Raw genomic sequence first — 10,724 nt, forward strand, 5'->3', positions numbered from 1 at the left:
TGCGCCACCTTTCCGGCCGTTCGACTGCCGCTTGCGGCGTCCCGAAAGCCGACATTGCTCACGGCGTAGCCAAGCGCAAGCCGATTACTTCGGCGTATATGTTCGAATCCCACCCGGTCCGCCACTTCAGTCCCTGAGTGGGCACTGAGTTTACGCCACTTCCCGCTACAAGCGTCTGAAGCAGCCGGGACTTCGATCCCATGATACGAACCTCGCCCTCTGCGACCTCGACGCGCTGCGCGAGCGCGCGTAGGTGGTCGCGGCGATAGCCGCCACCGTCCAGCCGGATACGCTCGCGGGCGGTCGTGGCGAACTTGCGCAGCATCTGCGGCGTCACGGCCTTCTGGCCTGAGTTTTGAAGCATGGCCTGCGCCCGCTCGGCGTCGGCCTTGGCCTGATCGCGGATGGCCTTGAGGCCGTCGATGCGGTCTTTCAGCGCCGGGTCGTCCAGATCGGCCACGCCCGCCTCGATGGCGTCATAGAGCCGCTTGAGGCGCAGTTCCGATTCGGCGGCACGCTTGATCAATTCGGCGATATGCTCGCGGCGGCGCTCGGCATGTTCTTCCCTGCGGTCGAGTGCAGCGGCAAGCACGGTTTCCAGCCGCTCGGGCTGAAGTAGCTGTTTCTCAAGGTGATTGACGACCAGATCGTCCAGCTTCTCCATCGGCACGGCCATGCCCTCGCAGGCGGTCGGCCCCTGCCGGGCTTTCATCGAGCAAGCATAATAGCGATAGCGCCCGCCCTTGCCGGTGCGGATGGTCATGGCCCCGCCGCACTTGGCACAATGGATCAGCCCGGTCAGCATGGTCGGGCCGCTGATGACGCGGGCAGGCATCACCTTGGGATTGCGGGCCTTGAGCAGCTTCTGAACAGTGTCGAACGTCTCCTTGTCGATAATCGGCGGGACAGGAACCGTCACGATCTCACTGACCGGCTTCAATTCCTTGGTCTTGCTGCGCTTGTTGAACTCATGCTCGCCCATATAGGTGCGGCGGGTCAGGATACGGTGGACCTGACCGATGCCCCAGCGTCCGCCGTCTCGGGTGAAGATGCGGCGGCTGTTGAGATAGGAGACGATGTTCTTGACGCCCATCTGGCCGGTGGTGCCGTCGCCCTCCAAGGCAAGCCGATAGATCAGCCGCACCGTGTCGGCGTGCAGCGGGTCGATTTCCAGCTTCTTCTTGGTCTTGGCTCCCCGCTGCTCGGCGGCGACGGTGCGATAGCCGATAGGAGGAAGCGAGCCATTCCAGAAGCCTTGCCGCGCGTTCTCCTTCAAGGCCCGCATGACGTGCTTGGCGTTTTCCTTGGACTGGTATTCATCGAACAGCGCCATGATCTGCCGCATCATGACGTGCATGGGGTCATCCCCCATTTCCTGTGTGATCGAAACCAGCTTCACGCCGTTCTTCGCCAGCTTACGGACATAGAATTCAAGCTCGAAGTGATCGCGGAAGAACCGGCTGAACGAATGGACCACCACCACATCGAAGGGCGCGGGCTTGCTTGTCCCCGCCTCGATCATGCGCAGGAACTCGGGGCGGCGGTCGTTGGTCGCCGACGCGCCGGGTTCGATGAAGGTTTCGACCAGTTGCAGGCCGCGCGCCTCGCAATAGGCTTCACCCTGCCGCTTCTGATCGGGGATGGAAACATCATGCTCGGCCTGCCGCGCCGTCGAAACGCGCAGGTAGAGGGCAGCGCGTAGCGGCACGGTGGAAGCGGTCATGGTGATGTCTCCTTTCAAACCCGGTCGAACGAACGGGAGGCCGCTATTCAGCGGCCTCCCTGATCGTCCCGACGATCCATTCATTAAGGCTCTTGCCCGATGCTGCTGCGGCAATGACTGCGGCGGCATGGTCGTCAGGGGTGAGGCGGACATTGAACTTGCCGGAGAACTTCCGGCGCGGCTCGATGCCCTTCTCCCGGCACATTTCCAGATAGACGGCCAACGACTTGCGGCCTTCCTCGATCAGATCGTGGACGCTCTCGGCATAGAAGTCGGCCCCACCATTGAGGCCGACAAACTCGCCGCGCAGCATCTGAATCTCGGGATCGAAAGCGATAACCGCCTTCTCGCCATTGATTTCAACGACATTGTTCATGGCTTTACTCCGTGTTCGTCCAGCCATTTACGGATGCTGGAAACCGCACCTTTGTCCGTATCCGGTGAGGGATGCGGGCGATGAAAGACGCGCACTTCGCCGAACAGGAACACGCCGACGCGCGAACCTTCCCGCTCGGTGATTTCCGCCCCGAGGGCTACAAACAGCGCCTCTATGTCGGCCCAGCGGATCGAACCGTTGACCGGGCGGGCGAAGATCAGTTCCAGCGTGGCTCTGTGACGCTTTTTCATGGAGTATCCAGTATCATTTTTTAGTACCGTTTTCAAGGTCGATTTTGGCCCCGGCATCGGGCGATCCGGTGTCGGGGCCGAACAGTTCATCGAACAGGTCGCCGAACCATCGCTCGAACACCTCGATCTCGGCTTCCGTGACGGGAACGGGGTCGGGCCAGTCGTCGGTGACGGTCCATGTGCTGAGGTCGTGCTTTGGCGGCCTGCCGGGGAACGGCCACGGATAGCCAAGCAATTCCTCAAGCTGCTCCGACGCCGTGAGCGGTCGTTTGCCGCGCCGGGACCGGGAAGCCGCCTCCGGCTTGTTGTCGTCCCTGCGATCAATAGTCATCGAGGAAATCGAACTCGCCGCGTGGCTTCCATCCGGCAGGGTAGGCAATCCAGCGGTTGATGTCGGATTCATGCCATCCCGCGCCGTTGGCGCTGATCTTCATCTGGCGCGGGAAGGTGCCTTCGGCGATCTTGCGGTAGATGGTGGACCGGGACAGGCCGGTGCGGGCCTGAACGGTTTTCATACGAATGATGCGGTCTGGTTGGCGCATGGTCCTGCTGCCTCCTGCTGGCTGTTTCTGACGATTGCAGAGACCAGTCAGAGCAACGAATTATCGTTGTGCAATAGATATTTAGCTGGTGTAGTGCTGTGGCGTAGAAACGGCGGTAAATAGGATGGTTCTACGCTCTACAATCCGATGCTTCGGCCTCTGCCAAGGCCGTGACTGAGGGCGAGTTGCCGACCAAGCTTCATCCCTGAGTCGAAATCCATGCTGATGCCGAGTTGCTTCTTGCGGCCTTCGAGCAGGGATTCCATCTGCGGATCGCGTTCCAGACTCATCGCCATGTTGCCCATCTCCGCGCGCGCTGACCTGTAGCCGGAATAGTTGCCCGCCGCATATTGCCGGTCGCCGGTCTGCTTGAGTTCTCGGAACCGTTCCACGAAACGATCCGCGCGGCGCTCCGGGCTGGTGCGAATCTCGGTTTCGAGTTGTAGGGCGCGGATGGCGCGATTGACCTTTCCCGATCCCGCCTCATGGGCAAGGCTCTCATCCTTGGCATAGGCCGCTTCCGCGTCCTGCCAGCCATAGGGCCGCACCTCATCAAATGCCTTACGGGAATCGACCAGTTCTTCCCATTGTGCGGGGCTTGCCTTGCTCCCGGCATCCTCGGCGTTGAAGACCTGGCCAACGGCATGGGCATGGCGGATGAGCGCCATCCTGCGGGCGTGGCGCAAGGCATCCTCCGAATCTATTCCGGCGTCCCGCGCCACCGCCTCGATCTCCTGCCTTATCCCCCTGCCGGTCGTCTCCCTTTCCGGCCCTTCTGCGCCATCACGAGGTTCGCGCACGCTGAAGATGATGTCGTCGATCCGGTCGAGAGCATTGTCCGGCACACGTATCTGTTCAACGGCGGCATCACGGGCATGGGAGGTGATGCCGCGCCGTTCGGCGTAGCTCTGCGCCGGTTCGTAATCCGTCGCCATATCCTTGGCCCGGTCGCGCGACAGGGTATTGATGAGCTTGTCCTGACTGGCGAAGTCATCGCGGCCATAGTGCAGCTCCATGCCATAGCGGTGGCGGGACAGGGCAACATAGCTGCCGTGGGCGTCCATGCCCGGCGTTGCCAGCACATGGGTGCGGTCCACGGTCATGCCCTGCGCCTTGTGGATCGTCGCGGCATAGCCGTGGTCGATACGGTTGTAGTCCTTGAGGTCGAAGGCAATGGACCGGCCATCGTCGGTGCGAACCGACATGGATTGCGGGCTGGCTGCCTCTACCGTGCCGAGCGTTCCGTTCTTCACGCCAAGCCCGCGCTCGTTTTGGAGGAACATGACGCGATCTCCGGCGGCGAAGCTGCGTTCTCCGCGTTCAACGGTGACGCGCACATCCTCGCCCAGATCGCCAGCCTCCCGCATCCGGTCGCGCGCTGCCTCGTTCAACTCCCGCACCTCGGCATTGGTGTGGGTGAGGATAATGCGGCTGCTGTCCGGTGACGCCTGACGCTGACGGTCCCAGCGGTCGATCAGATCGCCGCGCGCCTGCTCGCGTGTATCGGCGGACTGCACCATGTCGTGACGGTCATAGGCGGCGATGGAGTTGCCGGTCCTGCCGGTCGCCAGATCGCGGGTGGCGTCACGCTGCCAGTCGTCGTGCTGGCGGCGCACCTCATGGATTTCCACGCCGCCATGACGCTCGTGGATCGAGCGGAAGGCCGCGCCAGCTTCGATGGATTGCAACTGCTGCGGATCGCCGACCAGCACCACCTTGGCGCCAGCTTGCGCCGCATGGGACAGCACGCGCTCCAACTGCCGTGTGCCGACCATGCCCGCTTCGTCGATGACAAGCACGTCGCGGGAAGTCAGCATGTCACGGCCCTGCGCCCAGCCATGCTCCATGCTGGCGATGGTGCGCGAGGATATGCCCGATCCTCCTTCCAGATTCTCCGCCGCGATACCGGAGAGCGCCACGCCACGAACCTCAAAGCCTGCTGCTTCCCAAGCCTCGCGGGCAACGCCAAGCATGGCGCTCTTTCCCGTTCCGGCATAGCCGACGACAATGCCAAGATCGCGCCCGTCCGTGACATGCGCCAACGCGTCGGTCTGCTCACCGGAAAGAATGAGGCCGCGCTGTTCGGCGCGCGAAAGGGCGTCGAGTCTGTCTTTCTGGCTGACCTCGTGCCGTTCCTTCTCGGCGATGAGTTCGGCGGCGCGGTGCAGGCGCTGTTCGGCCTCGATCATGTCGCGGGTAGTGAAGCGATCCTCGCCGCGTCCGTCCTGCCCGAGTTCGACCAGATCGGGCGAACCACGCATCGCGCCCATCACCTCGTTGAACTGCTCGATGCCGTCGCTGTGTCGATGCGCGAACATCGCCATGTCGCGGCGCGTGAAGGTCGATTGCTGATGCGTGATCGCGTCCAGCGCCACCGATGGATCGGCGATGATCCTGTCGCCATTGTTCCGCGCGATCTCGCGGTGCATGTCCGCGCGGTCAGCGGCCTCGATCCCTTCGCCCTCTATGCGCTGTGCAGGCGCGCCGATCTGGCTTTGAGGCTCAAGGTCGATGCCCTGCGCCTCAAGGCTGCGATGGTCGATGCGCGCGTCTATGTCGAGTTCGGCCAACCGCTCGTTGACATGCTCGGCCCATCGTTCGCGCCAACGCTCCACCATCTCGGTGCGGTTCCAGTCGCGCACCTTCTGGCCGAAGCCGTTCTCGTCCACGCTGCGCATGGTGAGCATGACATGGGCATGGGGTTTCGGCATCCCGTCCTCGCCGATGTCCCAATGCACATTCAGATCGGCGATCATGCCCTGATCGACAAATTCGGCCTGCGCGAAATCGCGGGCCAGTTCGATGCCCTGCGCCTGCGTCATCTCGCGGGGTATGGCGAACTCCACCTCCCGGGCAAGCTGGGCGTCCTTGCGCACCTCGAACGCCTCGACATCGTTCCAGAGCCGTTCGCGGTCGCCAAGATGCTCGGGCGCACCATCAGGCAACAGCACCTCGGAATGGACGACACCACGCTTGGCGGAAAAGTCCTGCACGCGGTCGATCCGCTCGTCGCGCATCCGCGAGGCCGAACGGTAGGCGGCGGAGGCCACCGCGCTGCTTCCGGCCTTACGGCCAATGACCTTGACGTGAAGATGATAGATCGCCATCGCGATCAAGCATTGGCACGGCCAAGCGCACGTCGGAACGACGTATAAGCGCGCCCTCCCTCGAAAAAATCTCGGGATGGACCGCCCCGTGCCAGACCGTCCCGGGAACATAGAAGAAATCCGCACCACGCTCAACTATCATCGCTGCATCAACAACTTGCTGGAACGATGGAGGCCATAATGCGCAAGCCGAGAGACTTCGATGCAGAACTGAAGGCGCTGGAGGACAAGGCGCGGGAACTCAAAGCCCGCAAAGTGCAGCAGCTTGGCGAACTGGTGATCGCCACCGGGGCAGACAGCCTCAGCGCCGAGGAACTGGCCGGTGCGCTCGTCGCATTGGGGGAGACCAAGGACGCCGGAAAGAGGGAGGCGTGGGCCAAGCGCGGGACTGCGTTCTTTCAACGACAGTCGCGGCGATCTGCATCAGCGCCTGATCGCGACACTGGCGGCGCTCAAACGCAACCGGGCGGCGGGCAATCGCCGTCAAGCGGCACGGGCGCGGCATGATATGCGGACCTGGCAGGTCGAGCGCCGCAAGCGTACCCGGCATCTGATCGAACTCGGCGGTCTCGTCGTCAAGGTGGGCATTGTGGACCTCACCAACGACGACCGCGCCATGATCTACGGGGCGTTGCTCTGGATGGCCGACAAGCTCCGAAGCGAGGACTGTGACCGCGCGCGAAAACTGTGGGCCGAAAAGGGAAAACAAGCTTTCGCTGCGGAACGGGCGGCAGATGTGCCCGCCTCCTCGCTGCCGCAGCAGGATCAGGCGTGACCGATGGCGGGTGGCGTGAAGACCTCACATATCGCAGCGCCACCCGCCATCGCTATGGTTGACCGATTTTCGAGGCGCTAAAATCGCGATGTTGCGCTTTGGTAATTCTATAGCGCGACACTGCATGTCACACCATATGCCGCCTCAGATTGCACCGCAGGCCTGTTGGCCACAGCCGGAGTGACTGGCAGTCAAATGACTCTCCGGACCTCTGTCAGGAAGTTGGCAACCTCGGATCGCATCATTTCGCCTTTATGCGCGAGTTCCGACGACGCCGCCAGGACCTGCGCCGCGGCCGCTCCGCAGTCACCGGCTGCTTGACTAATGACCCCGATACTCTCACTTACTTCGGAGGTTCCGGCGGCAGCCTGATCGATATTGCGTGCGACCTCAGCGGTCGCAGCGCTTTGCTCCTCGACAGCGGCCGCAATGGCAGCGGCGATCTCATTCACCCTGGCGATGGTCTTGTTGATCGTCTGGATCGAATTGACTGCCTGACTGCTGGCGGACTGTATTCCCGCAATCTGTGCTCCGATTTCTTCCGTCGCCTTTGCCGTCTGACTTGCCAGCCCCTTCACTTCGGCTGCGACGACTGCGAACCCTTTCCCGGCTTCGCCTGCACGCGCCGCCTCAATCGTCGCATTCAGTGCGAGAAGATTGGTCTGGTCAGCAATGGCGGTGATGAGTGCAACGACCTCTCCGATCTTTTCGGAGGCTGCCGAGAGGCTGCTGATGTCGAGAGCCGTCTGCTCGACTTCCCCGACGGCGCTGGCGGTGATCCTTGCAGATTCCGTCACTTGCTGGTTGATCTCACCAACCGAGTTGGTCATCTCCTCGGTGGCTGACGCCACGGTCCCAACATTGACGGAAGCTTGCTCGGCTGCAGCCGCGACCGTGACAGCTCGCTCATTCGTCAAGGAGGTTGAACTCTCAAGAGTAGTTGCCGACGCCTCCAGTTCCGTCGCCGCCGAGGCGACGGATTCGACGATCTCCGTCATCTGGTTCTCAAAAAGCTCAACCACCCGGGAGAACTCGCCGACCTTATGCTCCATCGAGTCCATTGCCGCATTGACGGCACGGCTTGCCTCGCCGAACGCGCCGGTCATGCCCTTTTCCGAAATCCGGCGGAAATACTTGTTGTCGGCCACATATTCGAGCGACGCCCGAGATTCGCGGATATAGGCATCAGACCGGTCGATCAGCCGGTTGATCGCATGCAGCAGCAGGCCTGCTTCACCTTTCTCAGTAATATTGATGATCCGTGCCTCAAAATCACCGTCAGCGACTGTCTCGCAAACGCTCAAGGCCTTCCGGATCGCGGATTTGTATTCACTGCCGAACATTTTTTAACTTTCACTCGGGTTCTTCATGGTGATGGTTTACGGCTCACTCGACACTACGCGGCTTGTAGCCTCGCAATGAACTCATCGTATTGAACCTTCTTTTCACCGAGCAGCTGCTTGATCATTTCGCTCGATGCCTTGAGGCCATCCTTGCGATTGGCATGCCTTCGCTCTATAGACAGCAATTCCTCATAGAGTGGAATAATCGTCCCCTCCAAGATCTTGCGATCTGGAACGCGCCGATTGGAGTGATAACCGACGATACTTCCCGTTTTGTCACGGCTCGGTGTCACATGCGCAATCACCCAATAATGGTCACCATTCTTGCAGCGGTTGACAACATAGGCAAAGATTTCCTTGCCATCTTGAATGGTTTCCCAAAGCAATTGGAATATGCAACGCGGCATATGAGGATGGCGAATCAGGCTATGCGGCTGCCCCAAGCATTCCTGTTCAGTATATCCGGCAAGCCGAAGAAAAACATCATTGCAATAGGTCAAGCGCCCTTTCAGGTCAGTCTTGCTGACGATGATTTCATCGTCCTCGAAAAACCGCTCAATACCAGTTGAATACACATCTCTCGCCATAGGGCATCTCCTCAACATGTCAGATTATTCAGCGCGCTGATCGACTCGTCCGCCGTGGATGAGGTTTATTTTGCGTTGATATTGATAGGATGGGAGATTGTTTGTTAACCTGGCCCGCAGAAACGCTGAGCAGATCGTTTATTTCCCCACCTCGAGCAGAGCCGATCAGTCGATATCGCTGAGCGGTTGCGCTCCAGGAGATATCGAACGTAAACCGACGCGTCGCGCAAGAAGCCGTAAGCTGCGCGGCACAGGGGGACACCTCAAACAAATCACTCGTGCGCGGTGTAAGATGTGAGGTCTGCCCTGAAACAGGACGCCAAACAGCAGGCTGAATATTTAGCTGGGATAATTCACAGAAGGTAGGAAGCCTACCCCCCCCCCGCATATCGCGCAGAGCCTGTCAACATATTTTCCTAACCTTACCCAAACTTCATGTGATTGAAGTTAATTTCAGCAATGCGGCCAATCCATTAAAATGAAGTTAAGGCAACCGGCGCTATTCTTCTTTCTCCCGACGCGGGCCTTTGGCTCCGCGAGCAAAATCGGCAATCCCAATCGCAACAGGACGAAACTGCTGAAGAAGCTTCTGATCGATCTTGGAGCCCATTTCGCGCAAAATCGCATAGGCCTGTCTCGGGGTAAGGCTTTCCTTGTAGGAACGCTTTTCGACAAGGGCGGAGAAAATGTCGCAAATGGTGATGAGCCGCACCAACGGCCCGATCTGTTCGCCGTTGAGGCCATCGGGATATCCACTACCGTCCAGATATTCATGATGATGGACGGCGATGTCGATTGCTTCGCGCGGAACCTCCTTCCGCCCTTCGAGGATTTCCCGCGAGAAAACCGGGTGCTTTTTGATCAGCGTGAACTCCTCGTCCGAGAGTTTTCCTAGCTTGTCCAAGACGGCAAGAGGTATCCGCGTTTTTCCTATATCATGGACGACGGCGCCCAGACCGACCAAGGCCTGAATGTCGGCAGGCAGTTTCAGCTTTTGCGCGAACGCAAGCGCATAGCCTGTCACCATAATGGAATGCCGGAACGTATGACTGTGATGATGCTGCACGGCCTCAAGCCACGTGGAAAGGCTGTCTACCTGAAAGGTCTCCAAAGTGCCCCGAAGAGATTTTGCTATAAGACCAAGCGGCAGCGGCTGATCAGATGCTGCCGCCTGATTCATCTGATCAAGCGCCTGACTGAGCCACTGTATAGAGCGCCTGGTCGTCTCGGAAAACCCAGTCGGGATATCAGGCTTGGAAGACATCCCGCACAAAGCCCGGACGTTGTGGAGCACTTCACTCGGCGGGCGTAGCCGATCCACAAGCAACGACACCCCCAACGCCTTCGCTTGAGCAACCTCAACTCGTGACGAAAGATCAACAAGACCGATGCATCTTACGTCGGCGGCGGAAGTCCGAATCTTCCTTAGTGCGGCTATGTCGTTTTCGCATAAGGCTGTAAAGTCAATCAAGATTGCACGGGCGGATGAAGCACTCTCTTTCGATAACTCGGCTGGCTCAATGATGGATATATGTTCTATCGACGACAAGCAGCGCACCCCGCATCCGGCTTTGCGGGGGGGGCAATTTCCGTGCCATTATTCCTTGATACAATTCCAAGCATGATAGCCTCCCGGATCAGTAATCTGGAAGGAGTTTAAATATGTTAACTTAATAAAATATCCCTCTCACCATAAGTATTACTACATATCACCTCAACAGGGAGGCAGATGTGGTCATGAACACCGCCCCGGACTTGTCGCGAAGTGATGGCCAGCATGCGCCATGCAAGGCGACCCGTAGCCCCTCAGCAGCAGGCAAAACCGGCCATCTCGATGAACGAGTTTTAGAGGGCTATGGAGAATTCGTAGTGATCATCTCTATCAGTCGCGGCCCGCCACTTGCCCTCGCGAAAGCGTTCTCCCGATCCGGCTCCGGCCGGATTTTTCCGTTGTATTCGGGGGTTATGCGGGAGGGGCCCTTAACTGGCCCACGCCCCGAAGGGCGCACACGCGTTCGGT

General features: G+C 59.8%; 11 protein-coding genes. 2 read left to right on the plus strand and 9 right to left on the minus strand.

The features are described 5' to 3' along the window. Nucleotides 1-58 precede the first annotated feature (58 nt). From P2PM1_RS22610 to traA, 6 genes are all read right to left on the minus strand, one after another. On the minus strand, nucleotides 59-1,723 hold the full coding sequence (locus tag P2PM1_RS22610) for a recombinase family protein (RefSeq protein ID WP_186400653.1): 1,665 nt from the start codon (nucleotides 1,721-1,723) through the stop codon (nucleotides 59-61). Between the two features lie 43 nt (nucleotides 1,724-1,766). Then, nucleotides 1,767-2,099: a type II toxin-antitoxin system HicB family antitoxin gene (locus P2PM1_RS25610; protein WP_012090880.1), complete on the minus strand. Its 333-nt coding sequence runs from the start codon at nucleotides 2,097-2,099 to the stop codon at nucleotides 1,767-1,769. Then, nucleotides 2,096-2,350, minus strand: coding sequence for a type II toxin-antitoxin system HicA family toxin (locus P2PM1_RS22620; RefSeq protein ID WP_186400654.1), 255 nt, complete (start codon nucleotides 2,348-2,350; stop codon nucleotides 2,096-2,098). Before P2PM1_RS22620 ends, P2PM1_RS25610 begins: the two co-directional genes overlap by 4 nt. Nucleotides 2,351-2,363: 13 nt before the next feature. Beyond that, nucleotides 2,364-2,681, minus strand: coding sequence for a hypothetical protein (locus P2PM1_RS22625; RefSeq protein WP_208985390.1), 318 nt, complete (start codon nucleotides 2,679-2,681; stop codon nucleotides 2,364-2,366). After that, a complete protein-coding gene (locus tag P2PM1_RS22630) occupies nucleotides 2,671-2,892 on the minus strand; it encodes an AlpA family transcriptional regulator (RefSeq protein ID WP_186400655.1) in 222 nt (73 codons plus the stop codon). The genes P2PM1_RS22625 and P2PM1_RS22630 overlap by 11 nt, the downstream gene beginning before the upstream one ends. A gap of 137 nt (nucleotides 2,893-3,029) precedes the next feature. Then, nucleotides 3,030-5,999, minus strand: a complete 2,970-nt coding sequence (traA, locus tag P2PM1_RS22635; protein WP_186400656.1) for a Ti-type conjugative transfer relaxase TraA — start codon at nucleotides 5,997-5,999, stop codon at nucleotides 3,030-3,032. Nucleotides 6,000-6,179: 180 nt separating this feature from the next. Between traA and P2PM1_RS22640 the strand changes: the two genes are divergently transcribed. Next, nucleotides 6,180-6,506, plus strand: coding sequence for a conjugal transfer protein TraD (locus P2PM1_RS22640; RefSeq protein ID WP_186400657.1), 327 nt, complete (start codon nucleotides 6,180-6,182; stop codon nucleotides 6,504-6,506). 1 nt (nucleotide 6,507) lies between these two features. After that, nucleotides 6,508-6,774 (plus strand): conjugal transfer protein TraD, encoded by a 267-nt coding sequence (locus P2PM1_RS22645; RefSeq protein ID WP_186400658.1) that lies wholly within the window; start codon nucleotides 6,508-6,510, stop codon nucleotides 6,772-6,774. 191 nt (nucleotides 6,775-6,965) lie between these two features. Here P2PM1_RS22645 and P2PM1_RS25750 read toward each other — a convergent pair whose 3' ends face one another. The 3 genes from P2PM1_RS25750 to P2PM1_RS22660 form a co-directional block, all read right to left on the minus strand. After that, nucleotides 6,966-8,117: a methyl-accepting chemotaxis protein gene (locus P2PM1_RS25750; RefSeq protein WP_186400659.1), complete on the minus strand. Its 1,152-nt coding sequence runs from the start codon at nucleotides 8,115-8,117 to the stop codon at nucleotides 6,966-6,968. Between the two features lie 53 nt (nucleotides 8,118-8,170). Next, the gene (locus tag P2PM1_RS22655) at nucleotides 8,171-8,704 is read right to left on the minus strand and encodes a PAS domain-containing protein (protein WP_186400660.1); all 534 of its coding nucleotides are present in this window, start codon (nucleotides 8,702-8,704) and stop codon (nucleotides 8,171-8,173) included. Nucleotides 8,705-9,203: 499 nt separating this feature from the next. Then, complete coding sequence (locus P2PM1_RS22660; protein WP_186400661.1) at nucleotides 9,204-9,884, minus strand: HD-GYP domain-containing protein; 681 nt, start codon at nucleotides 9,882-9,884, stop codon at nucleotides 9,204-9,206. Nucleotides 9,885-10,724 lie beyond the last annotated feature (840 nt).

This window comes from Stappia sp. P2PMeth1, assembly GCF_900185735.1.
GTDB lineage: Bacteria > Pseudomonadota > Alphaproteobacteria > Rhizobiales > Stappiaceae > Stappia.

Bases quoted from the DNA above. Each gene is read 5' to 3' on its own strand.
- P2PM1_RS22660 (WP_186400661.1), bottom strand. From the start codon at position 9,884: ATGAATCAGGCGGCAGCATCTGATCAGCCGCTGCCGCTTGGTCTTATA.
- P2PM1_RS25610 (WP_012090880.1), bottom strand. From the start codon at position 2,099: ATGAACAATGTCGTTGAAATCAATGGCGAGAAGGCGGTTATCGCTTTC.
- P2PM1_RS22625 (WP_208985390.1), bottom strand. From the start codon at position 2,681: ATGACTATTGATCGCAGGGACGACAACAAGCCGGAGGCGGCTTCCCGG.
- P2PM1_RS22620 (WP_186400654.1), bottom strand. From the start codon at position 2,350: ATGAAAAAGCGTCACAGAGCCACGCTGGAACTGATCTTCGCCCGCCCG.
- P2PM1_RS22610 (WP_186400653.1), bottom strand. From the start codon at position 1,723: ATGACCGCTTCCACCGTGCCGCTACGCGCTGCCCTCTACCTGCGCGTT.
- P2PM1_RS22655 (WP_186400660.1), bottom strand. From the start codon at position 8,704: ATGGCGAGAGATGTGTATTCAACTGGTATTGAGCGGTTTTTCGAGGAC.
- P2PM1_RS22640 (WP_186400657.1), top strand. From the start codon at position 6,180: ATGCGCAAGCCGAGAGACTTCGATGCAGAACTGAAGGCGCTGGAGGAC.
- P2PM1_RS22645 (WP_186400658.1), top strand. From the start codon at position 6,508: ATGCGGACCTGGCAGGTCGAGCGCCGCAAGCGTACCCGGCATCTGATC.
- P2PM1_RS22630 (WP_186400655.1), bottom strand. From the start codon at position 2,892: ATGCGCCAACCAGACCGCATCATTCGTATGAAAACCGTTCAGGCCCGC.
- traA (WP_186400656.1), bottom strand. From the start codon at position 5,999: ATGGCGATCTATCATCTTCACGTCAAGGTCATTGGCCGTAAGGCCGGA.
- P2PM1_RS25750 (WP_186400659.1), bottom strand. From the start codon at position 8,117: ATGTTCGGCAGTGAATACAAATCCGCGATCCGGAAGGCCTTGAGCGTT.